Source organism: Mesorhizobium sp. M4B.F.Ca.ET.017.02.2.1 (genome assembly GCF_003998955.1).
Classification (GTDB): Bacteria; Pseudomonadota; Alphaproteobacteria; order Rhizobiales; family Rhizobiaceae; genus Mesorhizobium; species Mesorhizobium abyssinicae.
This window is the reverse complement of record NZ_RZOF01000117.1, coordinates 1-15,987: the sequence shown is the minus strand read 5'-3', so window position 1 is coordinate 15,987 and position 15,987 is coordinate 1. Positions and strand designations below refer to the sequence as shown.

General features: G+C 65.5%; 14 protein-coding genes, 1 tRNA gene and 2 pseudogenes. 3 read left to right on the top strand and 14 right to left on the bottom strand.

The genetic code is table 11. The features are described from left to right. From EN738_RS16120 to rsfS, 3 genes and pseudogenes are all read right to left on the bottom strand, one after another. Positions 1-313, bottom strand: a pseudogene (locus EN738_RS16120) (hypothetical protein); the annotation flags it as partial. A gap of 259 nt (positions 314-572) precedes the next feature. Then, positions 573-1,055 carry a 23S rRNA (pseudouridine(1915)-N(3))-methyltransferase RlmH gene (gene rlmH / locus EN738_RS16115; RefSeq protein ID WP_127284555.1) on the bottom strand — a complete coding sequence of 161 codons (483 nt, stop codon included), beginning with the start codon at positions 1,053-1,055 and terminating at the stop codon, positions 573-575. A 68-nt stretch (positions 1,056-1,123) separates the two neighbouring features. Next, the gene (gene rsfS, locus EN738_RS16110) at positions 1,124-1,501 is read right to left on the bottom strand and encodes a ribosome silencing factor (RefSeq protein WP_127284554.1); all 378 of its coding nucleotides are present in this window, start codon (positions 1,499-1,501) and stop codon (positions 1,124-1,126) included. Between the two features lie 243 nt (positions 1,502-1,744). On the opposite strand from rsfS, the gene EN738_RS16105 reads away from it, so the two are divergent. Continuing rightward, the gene (locus EN738_RS16105; RefSeq protein ID WP_127284553.1) at positions 1,745-2,602 is read left to right on the top strand and encodes a mechanosensitive ion channel family protein; all 858 of its coding nucleotides are present in this window, start codon (positions 1,745-1,747) and stop codon (positions 2,600-2,602) included. Between the two features lie 22 nt (positions 2,603-2,624). Here EN738_RS16105 and EN738_RS16100 read toward each other — a convergent pair. The 5 genes and pseudogenes from EN738_RS16100 to obgE all read right to left on the bottom strand — a co-directional run bounded on the left by EN738_RS16100 (position 2,625) and on the right by obgE (position 8,316). Next, a pseudogene (locus EN738_RS16100) lies at positions 2,625-3,907 on the bottom strand (MFS transporter). A gap of 84 nt (positions 3,908-3,991) precedes the next feature. Next, positions 3,992-4,579, bottom strand: a complete 588-nt coding sequence (locus EN738_RS16095; protein WP_127284556.1) for a nicotinate-nucleotide adenylyltransferase — start codon at positions 4,577-4,579, stop codon at positions 3,992-3,994. A gap of 249 nt (positions 4,580-4,828) precedes the next feature. Further along, positions 4,829-6,115 (bottom strand): glutamate-5-semialdehyde dehydrogenase, encoded by a 1,287-nt coding sequence (locus tag EN738_RS16085; protein WP_127284551.1) that lies wholly within the window; start codon positions 6,113-6,115, stop codon positions 4,829-4,831. Positions 6,116-6,118: 3 nt separating this feature from the next. Next, on the bottom strand, positions 6,119-7,285 hold the full coding sequence (gene proB, locus EN738_RS16080) for a glutamate 5-kinase (RefSeq protein WP_127284550.1): 1,167 nt from the start codon (positions 7,283-7,285) through the stop codon (positions 6,119-6,121). A gap of 2 nt (positions 7,286-7,287) precedes the next feature. Beyond that, entirely contained in the window at positions 7,288-8,316 is a 1,029-nt protein-coding gene (obgE, locus tag EN738_RS16075) for a GTPase ObgE (RefSeq protein ID WP_127284549.1), read from the bottom strand. A gap of 250 nt (positions 8,317-8,566) precedes the next feature. On the opposite strand from obgE, the gene EN738_RS16070 reads away from it, so the two are divergent. Continuing rightward, positions 8,567-9,430, top strand: a complete 864-nt coding sequence (locus EN738_RS16070; protein WP_127284548.1) for an endonuclease/exonuclease/phosphatase family protein — start codon at positions 8,567-8,569, stop codon at positions 9,428-9,430. Between the two features lie 176 nt (positions 9,431-9,606). Here the strand turns inward: EN738_RS16070 and EN738_RS16065 are convergent, their stop codons facing one another. From EN738_RS16065 to EN738_RS16055, 3 genes are all read right to left on the bottom strand, one after another. Next, on the bottom strand, positions 9,607-10,194 hold the full coding sequence (locus EN738_RS16065) for a GNAT family protein (RefSeq protein ID WP_127284547.1): 588 nt from the start codon (positions 10,192-10,194) through the stop codon (positions 9,607-9,609). Between the two features lie 119 nt (positions 10,195-10,313). Further along, entirely contained in the window at positions 10,314-10,583 is a 270-nt protein-coding gene (gene rpmA / locus EN738_RS16060; protein ID WP_126057796.1) for a 50S ribosomal protein L27, read from the bottom strand. 101 nt (positions 10,584-10,684) lie between these two features. Continuing rightward, complete coding sequence (locus EN738_RS16055) at positions 10,685-11,371, bottom strand: 50S ribosomal protein L21 (protein ID WP_127284546.1); 687 nt, start codon at positions 11,369-11,371, stop codon at positions 10,685-10,687. A 397-nt stretch (positions 11,372-11,768) separates the two neighbouring features. Here EN738_RS16055 and EN738_RS16050 point away from each other — a divergent pair. Further along, positions 11,769-11,858, top strand: a tRNA-Ser gene (locus EN738_RS16050). 100 nt (positions 11,859-11,958) lie between these two features. On the opposite strand, the gene hutH is transcribed toward EN738_RS16050, so the two are convergent. The 3 genes from hutH to EN738_RS16040 all read right to left on the bottom strand — a co-directional run. Then, on the bottom strand, positions 11,959-13,446 hold the full coding sequence (gene hutH / locus EN738_RS16045) for a histidine ammonia-lyase (protein WP_127284545.1): 1,488 nt from the start codon (positions 13,444-13,446) through the stop codon (positions 11,959-11,961). 261 nt (positions 13,447-13,707) lie between these two features. Next, positions 13,708-13,866, bottom strand: coding sequence for a hypothetical protein (locus EN738_RS35505; protein WP_189340228.1), 159 nt, complete (start codon positions 13,864-13,866; stop codon positions 13,708-13,710). A gap of 659 nt (positions 13,867-14,525) precedes the next feature. Beyond that, positions 14,526-15,987 (bottom strand): ATP-dependent DNA helicase RecQ (locus tag EN738_RS16040; protein WP_145966857.1); only part of this gene is annotated, 1,462 nt, incomplete at its 5' end.

The window sequence follows — 15,987 nt, the reverse complement described above, 5'->3', positions numbered from 1 at the left end:
AGTCGGCGATGACCGAGCAGAAGCTCGGCCAGGACATCGAGGACATCGGCGACTGGATCAACGCCGCGGTGATCGAGGCATGATCCTTCTTGACCGCCGCAATGTCGGCGGCGAGCTTGGCCAGCCGCTCGGACGAGAGCGTGATTTCCTTCGAGACCTGTTCGTATTCCGCCCGGCTCCGGTCGGGATCGGGCGCTGGATCAAGGGTGTTTTCCGCCGCCAGGGCCGGACGGAACGCAATCAGCGCGGCGACAAATGTCAGGCCGCAGCGGCTGCGCCAGGCGCGCGTTCTCGAATTCCAGCCTTCAGACATCAGGCCCAGACTCTATCCGCCGCTTCGTTAACGAACCATCAACCATGATGGAGAACCCACAACTACCGTGATGTCGGGCCATTGAGGCGGAAATTCGGAGAACTACGCATCTTCCGATCGCGCTTCCAGGGTCCTCAAGTTCCTCGGCCAGGCGTACAGGCACGTCCATCCGATCATGCAGGATGCTCATGACGCCGATCCGGCCGCCGGAAAGCTTGGGCCGAGCGTGCTGACCCTGGCGTGTCCTTTGGCCGCGACGTCAGGAACGATGGTAGGGGTGTCCAGCAAGAATCGTCGCGGCCCGGTAGAGCTGCTCGCCCAGCATCACCCGCACCAGCTGATGCGGCCAGGTCAGCGCGCCGAACGAGACCACCAGATCGGCCTGGTCGCGCAGCGACTGGTCGTGGCCGTCGGCGCCGCCGATGGCGATCACCAGCGCCTTGCGGCCGCTGTCGCGCAGCAGGCCGAGGCGGCCGGCGAATTCCTCGGAGGAGAAGCTCCTGCCGCGCTCGTCGAGCAGGATCAGTGCCGTGCCTTGCTGCAGCATCGTCTGCAGCTTCTGGCCTTCCTCGCGCCGGCGCTCGTTGGCGGTCTGGGCGCGGCCTTCGGCAATCTCGACGAGGCCGGCATATTCCAGCCCCACCGCCGGGCCGCTCCTAGCGAAGCGCTCGAAATAGCGGTCGGCGAGTTCTCTCTCGGGGCCGGCTTTCATCCGGCCCACGGCATGAACGGTGATCTTCATCCTTGCCTCGAAGAGCCGCTAGTGCATGTCACCCAGGGATTCGGGGACACGCACCCCAAAGTTACGGCTCAGTGAAGGGTCTCTTCCTCGAGGTCCGGCGCCTGCCACATCTTTTCGAGATTGTAGAATTCGCGGACTTCGGGACGGAAGACATGGACGATGATGTCGCCCGAATCGATCAGGACCCAGTCGGCGCTGGCCAGCCCCTCGACGCGCGCCATGCCGAGGCCGGCATCCTTGAGCGCCTTGAGGAGATGATCGGCGACAGCCGAGACATGACGGTGCGATCGGCCCGACGCTACGACCATGTAGTCGCCGAGGCTCGATTTCCCCTGGATGTCGATTGAGACGATGTTTTCGGCCTTGGAGTCTTCCAGACTGGCAAGGACTGTCTTGATGGCGCGGGACACGGCGTCATTTCCGCTGATCCCGGCCGGCGAAGGCACGATGTCGGCCTTCTTCCGCAGTGCTGTTCTCAGTGTCTTTCCTTTCGCAGCAAGAACAACCAAATCACCCGTCAAATCAGGTGACACCACTTAGATAGGCAGAGTTCCGTTGCAGTTTCAAGACGGTGGCCCCGCGCTCGCCAACGCGATCCCCTCCGCTTGGTTCCGCAAAGCAGGAAAAAAGTCGGGAACCCATGGCGTCCACATGGGTTATCGGCTCGCCCACCAACCGGATTTCCCACAATGCCGATCGATCCCCAGGACACGCTCCTCTCCGTGCAGGCTGGCCTCGCGCAACTCAGCAGCCTGATCGTCTCCTACTCCTTCTCGGCCGTCGGCGCCGTCATATTGCTGGTCGTCGGCTATCTCGTCGCCGGCCTTGCCGAGCGCTCGATCTTCGGCGGCCTCGGTCACATCCACGGCTTCGACGCAACGCTGCGCCATTTCTTCTCGAAGATCGTCCGCTACGCCATCCTGATCCTCGTCGTCATCATGGTGCTCGGCCAGTTCGGCGTGCAGACCGCCTCGATCATCGCCGCCATCGGCGCCATCGGCCTCGCCATCGGCCTGGCGCTGCAGGGCACGCTGCAGAACATCGCCGCCGGCATCATGCTGCTTGCGCTGAGACCGTTTCGCATCGGCGAGTATGTCGAGGTCGGGCCCATTTCCGGCACCATCGAGGAGATCGGCCTGTTCGCGACCCGGCTGCGGACGGTCGACGGCGTCTATGTGCTGGCGCCCAATTCGACGCTGTGGAACCAGCCGGTGCGCAACTACACGCGCAACGGCGTCCGCCGCGGCGACGTCACACTGACCATCGGCTCCTGGAACGACATCGACCTCGCGCAAAAGACGATGCTCGCCGTCGCCGCCACCGAGCGGCGCGTCAGGCGCGAGCCGGCGCCGATCGCCTTCGTCGCCACGGTCGGCGACAGCGGCGTCGCCATCAGCCTGCGCTACTGGACTTCGTCCGCCGATTTCTTCGCCACCCAGATCGATCTCACGAAACGCGCCAAGCAGGCCTTCGACACCGAAGGCATTTCCGTCCCGGTGCCGCCACCGGAAGCATCGCACCAGGAACCGCCCTCAACCAGGCAGTAGCGCAAGCCGTCGACAACGCGCCTCAATTGCCGGGGCGAGGCTGCTCGTCCGGCGCGAAGGCGAGTTCCACCGGCAGCGGCGCCTGCGCGCACATCGGCGCGAAGCTGCCTGTCGCGGTGGCTGGGACCGGCCGTGCCGCCAGCACCCGCCACGACACGAACAGGCCGAGGCGATGACAATCCCGACATAGATGAACGTCCCGGTGCCATAGACCGCGGAAAGCCCTGTCACGATGCCCGGCACCACAAACCCCGCCAGCGACCATGCAAACAGCATCGAGCTCGACAGGGCGAGCAGATCGTCCTTGCCGGCGCGGTCGGCGGCATGCGCGCTGGACAGCGAATAGATCGATTCCGACGCGCCATCCCAGATCAGATAGACCACGAGCAGGACGGCCAGCGCGCCGCCGTCGAAGGCGATGGCGAGCAGGCTGGCAACGAGGGCAAGCAGTGCCGCGCCGATCAGCACATAGCGCCGGTCGGTCCGGTCCGAGATCCAGCCGAGCGGTATCTGCAGGATCAGCGTGCCGACCGGCATCGCCGACAACAGCAGCGCCACATCCGCCTGGCTGTAGCCCTTGGCAGTGGCATGGATCGGCGCGAAACCGGAGATGATCATCGACAGGCCGCCGACGGCGAGCATGCCCGCCACCCCGACCGGCGAAATCCGCCAGGCGCGGCCGAGCGCCACCGAGGCCGCCTGCGGCGGCGGCGGCTGCGCCAGCCGCGTCATGCCGACCGGCAGGATCGACAGCGCCGTGAAGGTGATCCCGATCAGCGGCGCTGCCGCGGTGCGGATGTCGATGGCGGCGAGCGTCGCATAGCCGACGCCGAGGCCGGCGACATAGGCGACGTAGAACACCGCCATGACGCGGCCGCGTATGGCATTGGGGACGGCATCGTTCAGCCAACTCTGGGCGACGATGAACAGACCGCAGATGGCGAAACCGTAGAGCGCGCGCGCCGCGATCCAGATGAGCGGGATCGGGCCGGCGCCGATCGCCGCGTTGGAGAGCGCGATCAGCGCCGAAAGCACCATGAACGCGCGGGCGTGACCAACTCTCCGGACGAGAGGCCCGGTCAGGATGCAGCCGGCGAGCCCGCCGGCCGAAAGCCCGGTGACGATCAACCCGGCCCAGGTCGGATCGAAGCCGTCGGCGCCGAGCCGCACCGGGATGAAGGCGAACATCAGCCCGTTGCCGATCGCGATCAGCGCCATCGACGCCACGACGCTGGCAATGGCGATCAGCGGCGCCGGCTGCTTGCCGTCATCTGGCTCGATGGTGGTGCGGTTCTTCTCCAGCATTCACGCAGCATCGCCGACCTGCCGGCGAAAGGCCGCCGCAAAAGCGACATGGCCGAACTTTCCCCTTCTCGCTAAGGGGGACGTTCAGCCCCTTGCCGCCTTGCGGATGGCGCTCGACGACAGCGACGAGCGCGGGCCGTGGATGAAGGTCCAGGCCGGCGCCTTCATGCGGGCAAGGCGCGGCGCGTCACCCTCGTCGACGCGGGCGTAGTCGAAGGTCTTGGCGACCACCGAGGAGAGGAACGACAGCGTCGCGCCCGGGCGGTCGATGACGGCGATGGGGAAGGTCATGACGATCTGGCGCCAGCGCTGCCAGCGATGGAAGTCGCGAAGCGAATCGGCGCCCATGATCCAGACGAAGTCGACGCCGGGATTGCGCGCCTTGACGAGCGCCAGCGTGTCGGCGGTGAAGCGGATGTGGTGAGCGGCCTCGAACGCGCTGACCTTGATCTTCGGATTTTTTGCGATCTGCTCGGACAGCTGCAACCGCTCGGCCAGCGGCGCCAGCTCGCGCGTGCTCTTCAGCGGATTGCCCGGCGTCACCATCCACCACAGCTGGTCGAGCGCGAGCCTTCTCAGCGCGATCTCGGCGACCAGCGCGTGGCCGGCATGCGGCGGATTGAACGAGCCGCCGAACAGGCCGACGGCAACGCCCTTGCCGGCATGCGGCATGCGCAGATAGTGCGCGGGGACGGCGGGCTGAGGCGACGAGAGCACGGTGCTAGGCCCCCCTCTCTGCCCTGCCGGGCATCTCCCCCTCAAGGGGGGAGACCGGCAGCTCGTCCGCAGGCGCAAATCTTATGACGTAGGCGATTGGCGAAGCCCTATGCGCAAGTTGATCTCCCCCCTTGAGGGGGAGATGGCCGGCAGGCCAGAGAGGGGGGCCTGGGCGCAAGCTTCAACCTCTAGCGGCAAATAGCATCAAGGCCTCACCTGTCCCGACCCGCGCACGCGGTATTTGAACGCGGTCAGCTGCTCGACGCCGACCGGTCCGCGCGCATGCATCTTGCCGGTGGCGATGCCGATCTCGGCGCCCATGCCGAACTCGCCGCCATCGGCGAATTGCGTCGAGGCGTTGTGCAACAGGATCGCCGAATCGATCTCGTTGAAGAAGCGCTCCACCGCTTCAGCGTCCTCGGCCAGGATCGCCTCCGTATGGTGCGAGGAGAAGCTCTCGATATGCTCGATCGCGCCGGTAACGCCATCGACCAGCTTCACCGCGATGATGGCGTCGAGATACTCGGTCACCCAGTCGGCATCGGTCGCGGGACTGGCGTCGGAGAACGCCTTCAGCACCTCGGCATCGGCATGGATTTCGCAGCCGGCGGCCCGCAGCGCCTCGAGGATCGGCACCAGATGCGTTCCCGCCGCCGCACGGTCGACCAGCAGCGTCTCGGCCGCGCCGCAGACGCCGGTGCGCCGCATCTTGGCGTTGACGGCGATCTTCACCGCCATGTCGAGATCGGCCGATCGATCGACATAGACATGGCAAATGCCTTCGAGATGGGCAAAGACCGGCACCCGCGCCTCGCTCTGCACACGCTCGACCAGGCTGCGGCCGCCACGCGGAATGATCACGTCGAGATTGCCGCCGAGGCCTTTCAGCATCTCGCCGACGGCGGCGCGGTCGGTGGTCGGCACCAGCTGGATCGCATCCTGCGGCAGGCCGGCCGCTTTCAGTCCCTCGACCAGGCAGGCATGGATCGCCGCGGACGAGTTGAGCGAATCCGAGCCGCCGCGCAGGATCACCGGATTGCCGGCCTTCAGGCAGAGCGCGCCGGCATCGGCCGTCACATTTGGCCGGCTCTCATAGATGACGCCGACGACGCCGAGCGGCGTGCGCACGCGCTCGATATGGAGTCCGTTCGGCCGGTCCCATTCTGCAATCACGTCGCCGACCGGATCCTTTAGCGCGGCGATCTCACGAATGCCGTCGGCCATCGCCTCGATGCGCGACGGTGTCAGTTTCAACCGGTCCATGAAGGAACCGGAAAGGCCGGATTCCTCGCCATTCGAGACGTCGATTGCGTTGGCGTCGAGGATCGCCTGCTCGTTGCGAAGAATGGCTTCGGCCATGGCGACAAGCGCGGCGTTCTTGGCGGCGGTGGTGGCAATGGCCAGCGGTCGGGCTGCGGCGCGCGCCTGGCGGCCGATATCGGCCATCAGCGCCGCAGTGTCGTCTCGGGATTTCTCATGCAGCTTCAGCATGGCTCATCCTCCGCTTCGGCCGGCCAATACTTGATCAACGGCCAATACTTGATCACTCGAATGGCTCACCACAAGGTCGTCGCGGTGGATCATCGCCGAGCGCGCCTCGTAGCCGAGCACGGTTTCGATCTCGGCCGTCTTCAGACCTGCGATCCTTACGGCATCGGCGGCATCGTAGGCAACCAGGCCGCGCGCGATCTCGCGGCCCTCGGGCGATAGGATCGCCACCGTATCGCCGCGCGAAAAATTGCCGCTGACCAGCTTGACGCCCGCCGGCAGCAGCGACTTGCCCGATAGCAGCGCGCCGATAGCGCCGGCATCGACGGTGAGCCGCCCCGCCGGTTCGAGCTGCCCGGCGATCCAGGTCTTGTAGCCCTTCACCGGATTGGCGCTCGGCTTGAAGAAAGTGGCACGTTCGCCGCGTTCGATCGCCATCAGCGGCGACAGCCTGGTGCCCGACGTGATGACCATGGCGGTGCCGGCCGCATTGGCGATCTTGCCGGCGTCGAGTTTTGTCCGCATGCCGCCGCGCGACAGCTCGGAGGCGGCCGCGCCCGCCATCGCCTCGATGTCGGGGGTGATGCGGTCGACCACCGGGATGAATTTCGCTTGCGGGTCCCTGGCCGGTGGCGCCGTGTAGAGCCCGTCGATGTCGGAGAGCAGCACCAGGAGGTCGGCGCCCATCATCGTCGCCACCCGCGCCGCCAGGCGGTCGTTGTCGCCGTAGCGGATTTCCGAGGTCGCCACCGTATCGTTCTCGTTGATGACCGGCACCGCCTTCATCTTGAGCAGCGTCGAGATCGTGGCGCGGGCGTTGAGGTAGCGCCGCCGCTCCTCGGTGTCGCCGAGCGTGAGCAGGATCTGGCCGGATTTCAGCCCGCCCTTGCCGAGCGCATCCGACCAGGCGCCGGCGAGCGCGATCTGGCCGACGGCCGCCGCCGCCTGGCTCTCCTCAAGCTTCAGCGCTCTCTTTCCCAGGCCAAGGATGGTGCGGCCGAGCGCGATCGCGCCCGACGAGACGACGAGCACCTCGGCGCCGCCATGGGCGAGCACCGCGATGTCGTCGGCGAGCGAATCCAGCCAGTCGCGCTTCAGCCCCGTGCCGCGGTCGACGAGCAGCGCCGAGCCGATCTTGACGGTGATGCGCCGGTATTTCTTCAGCGATTGCATGGTCACTGCCAGCGCGTGTCGACGGGCGCGGGAACGGCGTCGCGGGCCTCGGCCACAACAGCCATCAGCGCGCGCTGCACCGCTTCCACGCCTTCGCCGGTGACGGCCGACAACAGCAGCGGCGCGCGGCCGGCGGCGCGCTTCAGCGAGGCCGTCTTCTTCTTGCGCGCCTCGGCGTCGAGGATGTCGATCTGGCTGAGCGCCACGATCTCGACCTTCTCGGCCAGCCCATGGCCATAGGCCTCGAGCTCGGCGCGCACGGTCTTGTAGGCTTTGCCGGGATTCTCTTCCTGGGCGGAGACGAGATGCAGCAACACCCGCGTGCGCTCGACATGGCCGAGGAAGCGGTCGCCAATGCCGACGCCCTCATGCGCGCCCTCGATCAGCCCGGGGATGTCGGCGATGACGAATTCGCGACCGTCGATGCGGGCGACGCCAAGGCCGGGATAGAGCGTGGTGAAGGGGTAGTCGGCAATCTTCGGCTTGGCCGCGGTGACGGCCGCGAGGAAGGTCGACTTGCCGGCATTGGGCAGGCCGACCAGCCCGGCGTCGGCGATCAGCTTCAGCCGCAGCCAGATGCTGAGCTCCTCGCCCGGCAGGCCGGGATTGGCGCGGCGCGGCGCCTGGTTGGTCGAGGTCTTGAAATGCTGGTTGCCGAAGCCGCCATTGCCGCCCTTGGCGAGCAGGAAGCGCTGGCCGACGACGGTGATGTCGCAGATCAGCGTCTCATTGTCCTCGGCAAAGATCTGGGTTCCGACCGGCACCTTGAGCGTGACGTCGGCGCCCTTGCCGCCGGTCATGTTGCGGCCCATGCCGTGCATGCCGGTCTTGGCCTTGAAATGCTGCTGGTAGCGATAGTCGATCAGCGTGTTCAGCCCGTCGACCGCCTCCGCCCAGACATCGCCGCCGCGGCCGCCATCGCCGCCATCCGGTCCGCCGAACTCGATGAATTTCTCGCGGCGGAACGACACCGAGCCGGCGCCACCGTCGCCGGAGCGTATATAAACCTTTGCCTGGTCGAGAAATTTCATCGGATCTTCGGGTTTCTGCTATTGCGCTTGCGGGATTGCTCTAAAGCAATTCCAGGAAAAGTGTGAGCGGTTTTCCGTCCGGAATTGCGGAGGAAGAACGAGATAGGGCGGGTCGCCGTTTCCGGGAAACGCAGACCCGGTCTTATCAATCGGGGCGAAGGGCGAGGGCGGTTTGCGACTAAAGCGCCGGATGCCCTTTTGCCAGGGACGCGGTAGCACTGTGGGCGGGCGGAGCTGGAGGGGCGCGGGAATGAAGCTTGTCACCTACAACATCCAGTACGGCATAGGTCTCGACGGCAGCTACGATGTTTCCCGCATCGCCGATGCCGTGCGCGGCGCCGACGTGATCGCCTTGCAGGAGGTCACCCGCAACAACCCCAGGAACGACAACCGCGACATGGTGGCCGAGCTCGGCGAGGCGCTGCCCGACTATTTTGCCGCCTATGGCAGCAATTTCGAGGTCAACATCAGCTCGCGCCTGGAGGCCGGCCGCGCCATCACGACCACCTTCCAGCTCGGCAACATGGTGCTGTCGAAGACACCCATTCATCTGTCGCGCAACCTGCTTCTGCCGCGCAGCCGCAGCCTGGAGGCGATGAACTTCCAGCGCGGCGCGCTCGAGGCGCTGATCGAGACGCCGCTCGGCTTCATCCGTTTCTACTCCACGCATCTCGATCATCGCAGCCCCGTAGAACGCCAGAGCCAGATCCGCTTCCTGCGCCAGCGCCTCCTGAACTATGCGCTGGAGGGCGGCGGTCTTTCCGGCATTCCCGAGATCGGCCTGCCGGACCTGCCCTACCCGGAAGCCTTCATCGTCATGGGCGACTTCAACATGCTGCCCGGCTCCGCGGAATATGCCGAGCTTGCCGGCCGCCCGGACCACGAATTCGGCATGCCCTTGACCGCCGACCTCGCCGTCGACGTCGCCGAGCGCCTCGGCGTCCCGGATCTCGCCACCTGGGTCGACCCGAAACGGCCCGACGATGCGAGCCGCCACAAGCGCATCGACTACATCTTCACCAGCGCCTCGCTCGCCAGGTCGCTGAAGCGCTCGTGGGTCGACCGGCAAGCGGTGGGTTCGGACCATTTGCCGGTATGGGTCGAGCTGGGCTGACCGGTTCTTTTGATCTCAGCTTCGAGGCGCGGCGCCTAGGCGTGTTGCTATTCAGGTCAGGCCGAGTCGAAAATGACCGTTTCCGAGAACCGGAGCGGAGCGTACTTAAGTACGTGAGCACCGGAAGCGCAGGAAACGGTCATTTGCAGGCCGGCCCCACCTGAATTTCAACATGCCTAGAAATGGACCCAGTTGCGCAGGCTGGTCCACGTCTTGCGATCGAGCCGGTAGCGCTCGACCGGCACCTGGCCGGCGACGATCGAGTTGAGCATGCCCTGGCCGGCATACTGGAAACCGCACTTGTGGATGACCCGGCGCGAGGCCGGATTGATGACCCGGGTCGAGGCGTGCAGCACCTGGGTCGAGGTGTTCTGGAAGGCGAGGTCGACCAGCGCGTGCGCGGCTTCCGTCGCATAGCCGCGCTTCCAGTAGGGTTCGCCGATCCAGTAGCCGAGCTCCAGCCCGCGATCGGTGGTGTTGAGCCCCGCGCAGCCGACGAAGGTGCCGGTGCCGGCTAGCGTCAGCGCGTAGACGATGCCCGCCCGGCGCGACGACGCCATGGCCAGGAAGGCGCGCGCCTCGGCCTCGCCGTAGGGATGCGGCATGCGGGCCAGCATCTCGGCCACGTGACGATTGTCGGCGAGCGCCACCAGTTGCCCGATATCGCTCTCGCGCGGGGCGCGCATCACCAGCCGCTCGGTGGCCAGCACCGGGCAGTCTATCGCATAACTTTCGTCGTCCGTGTCTTCCGCTTCGGCAACCATTTTCAGTCCTCCAGGCAAAGAAAAAGGGGAGATGGAAACCCATCTCCCCTGATCCTTTTCCTGGCCTGGCCAGACACCGGTTCCCGAGATGGGTGCCGGTGTTGTGGTGCGGAAACCGGCTATTCCGCTGCTTTGGTAATCGGGTTCACCGAGACGTAGGTTCGGCCGTTGGCTTTTTTGTTGAAGGCGACTGCGCCGGCTTCGAGCGCAAACAGGGTGTGATCCGTACCCATGCCTACGTTGGTGCCCGGATGCCACGAGGTGCCGCGTTGACGAATGATGATGTTGCCCGGAATCACGGCTTCGCCGCCGAACTTCTTCACGCCGAGCCGCTTGGAGTGCGAGTCGCGACCGTTACGCGACGAACCGCCAGCTTTCTTGTGTGCCATCTAACTAACTCCGATACGCCGCGAGGGCGTTTGAATGGTCTTATGAACGCGTTCGCGTTCCGTTTCAAGTCCGATCCGGCGATCGTTTCGCCGGATGCGCCTTACTTCTTCGCCAGCTCCTTGGCCTGCTCGCGCCAGTCCTTGATCTGGTCGGCGCTGAACGGCATGTGCTCGTCGATCTTGGCGACATCCTTGTCGGAGAGCTTGGCGAGCTGGGCGAAGGTGATGATGCCCTGCTCGTTGAGGTCCTTGGCGGCGACCGGGCCGATGCCCTTGATCACGGTCAGGTCGTCCGGCTCGCCCTTCGGCGCCTTGAACAGCGGCGCGGCGGCGGCCTCGGCCTTGGCTTCTTCCTTCGGAGCGGCTTCCTTCTTGGCCTTGGCCTCCTTCGGAGCGGCCTCGGCCTTCGCCTCGACAGCAGCAGCCTCTGCCTTGGCCTCCGGCTTGGCGGCGGCCTTCTTCGCCGGCTTGGCGCCTCCCAGCAGGATCTCGGCGATCCGGACGGTCGTCAGAAGCTGGCGGTGGCCGATCTTGCGGCGCGAATTCTGCCGGCGGCGCTTCTTGAAAGCGATGACGGTGCGGTTCTTGCCCTGCTCGACGACTTCGGCCGTGACCAGAGCGCCATCGACGAACGGCGCGCCGAAGGTGACGTTCTCGCCCTCGCCATGCGCCAGCACATTGCCGATCTCGACGATGTCGCCGACCTTGGCTTCGAGTTTCTCGATCTTCAGGAGATCGTTGGCGGCGACGCGATACTGCTTGCCGCCCGTTTTGATGACTGCGAACATTTTTTGCCTTTCGCTGTTCGGTCGGCCTCGATGAACCGCATCGAGCGGTTCGGCCGTCTTTTTGTCAGTCTGCGGGTTCAAAAAACAAGCGGCGCGGAAGACCCCTCCACGCCGATTGCGCGCGTTCCCTAACCGAAGGTCCGGTCAAAGTCAAGGCAAGTGGCCGACGCCATGAACGTCGGGCGGTTAGCGGCGCCCAGGCCGGCCGCCGTCGTCCATGTGATAGGCGAACGTTGACGCCGCCGACTGGCCACCTGGCCGCCCCGCGGGAAGCGCTTGGCCGTGACCAAATCGACACCACGTCAAAGAAGCCTGACATCCGGCAGATTTGGCCTTGTAACCTTTACGTCCAGTCGTTATCTAGTGCGCCGCGCCGGCAACGGCCGACCATGACCGCGGAGAGGTGGCAGAGTGGTCGAATGCACCGCACTCGAAATGCGGCATGCTCGCAAGGGCATCGGGGGTTCGAATCCCTCCCTCTCCGCCATCCTGCTCGCTCTTCGAGCTTCGGGGAACAGCCCGCTCCTCGTGCGAAGCAGGTTGCCCCTCCGAAGCTTTTGCGCAGGCGGGCGGCTCGGAGCTGCCTTTCACTGCCCCACATCGGCCTCGCGGATGAAATCGCGCAGCTTTTCCATGTCCCAGGACAGCGGGCGGTCATCGCTGTAGTGCGCGACGCGCTCGCGGATGGCGCGATAGATGGCATCCGTGCCTGGCGCCCGTGCCGCGCGGTCGGACAGGAAATCATGCGCCTGCGCGGCTGCCATGAGTTCGATCGCCAGAATATATTCGGCGTTGTCGATGACGGCCAAAAGCTTGTTGGCCGCCACCGTCGGGTGGGCGAGGAAATCCTCCTGCAGGCCTGAGGTGACGCCGCCGTCGGTTGCTGCCGGCGCGGCAAGGCGCCGATTGACGTTGCTTAGCGACGTGGCGGTGTACTGGGCGATCATGAAGCCCGAATTGCAACCGCCTTCGGCGGCGAGGAATGCCGGCAGATTGTTGACCAGCGGGTTGACCAGGCGGTCGATGCGACGTTCGCTCATGGCGGCAACCTGCGCCAGCGCGATCGTCAAACTGTCGGCGGTCTGACCGAGCGCGGGCGCCACCGGATGCGCCTGCGAAAACACTTTCGGATCATCGATCGTGCCGGAGACCGCGGGATTGTCGGTTACCGATGCCAGTTCGCGATCGACCAGTTGCGCAGAGCGCTCCAACACCTCTCTCGCCGCGCCGTGCACATGCGGCACCGCGCGAAGGCTGAGCGCATCCTGCGTGCGACTGCCCTGCGCCGCCGCGATCAGCCCGCTGCCATCGAGCAGACGCCGCAACGACGTGCCGACTGCCTCGATGCCGGGCGACGGCCGCATGGCGAGCACATGCTCGTCGAAGGCCGCCATCTGCCCGCCCGCGGCCTCCAGCGTGAGCGCCGCCGCCGCATCGGCCCAACACAGCAGACGCTCGGCGCGCACCAGCGCAATGCTTGTCAGGCCGGTAGCGCATGCCGTGCCGTTGACGAGGCTCAAGCCTTCCTTGGCGCCCAGCACCAGCGGCTCCAGGCCGATCTCGGCCAGAGCCTGGCGACCGTTCATCCTGCGTCCGGCGACCCTTGCCATGCCCTCGCCGATCAGCACCAGCGCGATATGGGCATTGTGCGTGAGATATCCGGCAGATCCCCGGGAAGGAACTTCCGGAATGCAGCCGCGCTCGAGGAAGGTGAGCAGATTGCGGACGATCTCAGGCCGCACGCCCGAATGGCCATGCGCGAAATTTGCCACCTGCACCGCGATGATGGCGCGGATACCGCGTTCAGGCGCGAGTTCGCCGACGCCGCAGGCATGGCTGAGAATGATGTTGCGCGACAGCTTCTCCTGCATGGCGGGCGCCACCACCTGGCTTGCAAGCGCTCCGACCCCGGTATTCACGCCATAGGCGCGGATGCCCTTTTCGACGAGGCTTGCCACGATGCGGTTCGCATAGGCGATGCGATCCCAGGCGGCCGGCGCCAATTCCAGCTTTTCGCCGTCTCCGACGCGCGCGATGTCGCGCCAGTTTGCGGCATTGTCGATGATTATTGTCATTCGTGCATTCCACCCGGGCTGACGCCCTCAAAAACTGCGCTGGGTCCCAGCAGCGCCGTACCTAAGGCTTTCCGAGCATGCCTTTTGTAGGAATTTCGCCGCGGCGGGGGACAAAGGTGAAAAAAATCGGCGGAACTTGGCTCGTGCCGACCGGCGTTCGGCAACTGCCGGCCAGGAATGCGCCTTACGATCGGGAAACGTGGCCTGAGCCACCGCTATGGCGGGTTCTTCTCCGCTTTCCACCATCGGCATAACGCCGTGTCAGCGGTTGAACTTGCCCTCGTAACCGTAGCTAATGTCGCTCGGCAGGCTGAGCGCAGCTTGCCGGAATTCGAGGTTGAATATCTGATCGGCATAGCGGCCATCGTTCAACAGCCCGTCCCATGCGAAGAACGCGGCAACCGCGACGAGGATGAGCATAAACGTTCGCATCGCGATAATCCTCCCCCAAGGGGAACTAGGCGAACTGAAGCTTCCCGATAGAGTGCTTGCGCATCCTCAACACCAATAGGCGAGTAGCCGCGAACGGTGTCATGACGAGGAACGTCGTCGCGACGCTGACGAGCAACGACAACTGACAGAATGCACTGGGGACGTAACAAACAGTTTCCATAGCCCTAACCCCTTTGACCACCGTGTTTACCTTGGTGGCCTCCTCCGCCCTTCTACAAGCATGCTCCTCCTTCAGTAGAAATACAAGAGCTTGCTAATATAGGGATTTGGCGTTCTTGCTGGCCGATTTCGGATTCGTCGAACCCGCCAGCTATCATCAACGCCAAGGGAAAATCTGACAGCAACCGTTGCGTGCCATCCGCGGTGATGATGCGCAGCCGTTGCACTGTCTCACTGGGGCAACAGTCAGAAACTCATCGCGTTCGCCTCCCGCCGGATGTGGTCGGATGTCCCATGAACGCCGCGCTTTCATTTGAATTGTTGCGTCCAGCAGACGAGAGGCGCGCACCGGCGGCGCGAAGTCCAGGTTCCGTACCTGCCGCAGCATTGACGGCCCTTTGAGGTACCCGGCGTCGCAGAGATGCTCTCTAAGCGGCTACGCGCACTACTGAAGGGTATCGGCGCCGTCAAGCTCCGGATCCATGCCCGGCGATGGCTTCGAGAAATACCTCGCCGAACTCCCTGAGCTTGGCTTCGCCGACGCCGTTCACCTCGGCGAAGGCGTCGAGGTCGCGCGGGCGGCGGTCGGCCATGTCGATGAGCGTGCGGTCTGAGAAGACAACGTAGGCCGGCACCTGGCGTTCTTTGGCCAGGCGCAGCCTCAGCGTCTTGAGCGTGGCGAGCAGTGCGGTATCCACGCCTTCCATGTCCGCTCCGCCACCCTTGGCGGAGCGCGCCTTGCCGCGCATGGAGCGGTGCCGCGTCTCGACGCGATACTGGAACGAGACCTCGCCACGGCCAACCGCGCGGCCGGTTTCGGAGATCGCAAGGCCGCCATGGCCGGCCGGATCGGGCACGAGAAACCCGCCGGCGACGAGCTGGCGGATCAGCGACAGCCACGCAGGCCGCTTGTGCGCCATGCCGGTGCCGAAACTGGCAAGCCTTTGATGGCTCCTGGCCAGCACCTTCTCGGTTTCGTGGCCGAGCAGGATGTCGATGACATGGGCGGCGCCGAAACGCTCGCCACTCTGTGCGACGGCCGCGAGGATGAGACGCGCCTCGGCGCTGCCGTCGGCGCGCGGCACCTGCTCGAGGCAGTTGTCGCAATTGCCGCACGGCTCGGCCTGTTCGCCGAAATAGCCAAGCAGCACCTGGCGCCGGCACTGCGCCGTCTCGCAATAGCCGATCAGCGTGTCGAGCCGGCCATGCGAGCGCCGCTTGTGCTCGGGGGCGGCGTCCTCGTCGTCGATGAACATGCGGCGCGTGCGGATGTCGCCGAGGCCGAACAGCATATGCGCCTCCGCCGCCCTGCCGTCGCGGCCGGCGCGGCCGATCTCCTGGTAATAGGCTTCGAGGCTGCCCGGCAGGTCGGTGTGGAAGACATAGGCGACGTCGGGCTTGTCGATGCCCATGCCGAAGGCGATGGTCGCCACCATCACCACGCCGGAGAGCGTCATGAAGGCGTTCTGGTTGGCTTCACGCGCCTCCTTACTCATGCCGGCGTGATAGGCGAGCGCGGTGACGCCGTTCTTCTCGAGGAAGGCCGCCATCTCCTCCGTCTTCCGGCGCGACAGGCAGTAGACGATGCCGCTGCGCCCCGGATGCCGCTCGACGAAGCGCAGCAGCTGGCGCTTGCTATCCTGCTTGGCCTCGATAGCAAGCTTGATGTTCGGCCGGTCGAAGCCCAGCACCAGGGTCTCGACGCGTCCGGCGAACAGCCGGGCTTCGATGTCGGCGCGCGTCCCCTCGTCCGCCGTCGCCGTCAGCGCGATGACCGGCACATCCGGGAAGATGCCGCCGAGCCGCGACAAGTCCTCGTATTCGCGGCGGAACGCCGGCCCCCACTGCGAGATGCAATGCGCCTCGTCGACGGCGATCAGGCGGACGTCGAGCCTGGCCAGCGCATCGAGCATGCGCTCGGTCATCAGC

What these genes read in the sequence shown, in the direction of transcription:
- rlmH (WP_127284555.1), bottom strand. Translation starts at nt 1,055, where the DNA reads ATGAAGATCACCGTTCATGCCGTGGGCCGGATGAAAGCCGGCCCCGAG.
- EN738_RS35505 (WP_189340228.1), bottom strand. Translation starts at nt 13,866, where the DNA reads ATGCTCATCCTCGTCGCGGTTGCCGCGTTCTTCGCATGGGACGGGCTG.
- proB (WP_127284550.1), bottom strand. Translation starts at nt 7,285, where the DNA reads ATGCAATCGCTGAAGAAATACCGGCGCATCACCGTCAAGATCGGCTCG.
- EN738_RS16095 (WP_127284556.1), bottom strand. Translation starts at nt 4,579, where the DNA reads ATGCCGCATGCCGGCAAGGGCGTTGCCGTCGGCCTGTTCGGCGGCTCG.
- obgE (WP_127284549.1), bottom strand. Translation starts at nt 8,316, where the DNA reads ATGAAATTTCTCGACCAGGCAAAGGTTTATATACGCTCCGGCGACGGT.
- rpmA (WP_126057796.1), bottom strand. Translation starts at nt 10,583, where the DNA reads ATGGCACACAAGAAAGCTGGCGGTTCGTCGCGTAACGGTCGCGACTCG.
- EN738_RS16085 (WP_127284551.1), bottom strand. Translation starts at nt 6,115, where the DNA reads ATGCTGAAGCTGCATGAGAAATCCCGAGACGACACTGCGGCGCTGATG.
- EN738_RS16055 (WP_127284546.1), bottom strand. Translation starts at nt 11,371, where the DNA reads ATGTTCGCAGTCATCAAAACGGGCGGCAAGCAGTATCGCGTCGCCGCC.
- hutH (WP_127284545.1), bottom strand. Translation starts at nt 13,446, where the DNA reads ATGACAATAATCATCGACAATGCCGCAAACTGGCGCGACATCGCGCGC.
- EN738_RS16105 (WP_127284553.1), top strand. Translation starts at nt 1,745, where the DNA reads ATGCCGATCGATCCCCAGGACACGCTCCTCTCCGTGCAGGCTGGCCTC.
- EN738_RS16065 (WP_127284547.1), bottom strand. Translation starts at nt 10,194, where the DNA reads ATGGTTGCCGAAGCGGAAGACACGGACGACGAAAGTTATGCGATAGAC.
- EN738_RS16070 (WP_127284548.1), top strand. Translation starts at nt 8,567, where the DNA reads ATGAAGCTTGTCACCTACAACATCCAGTACGGCATAGGTCTCGACGGC.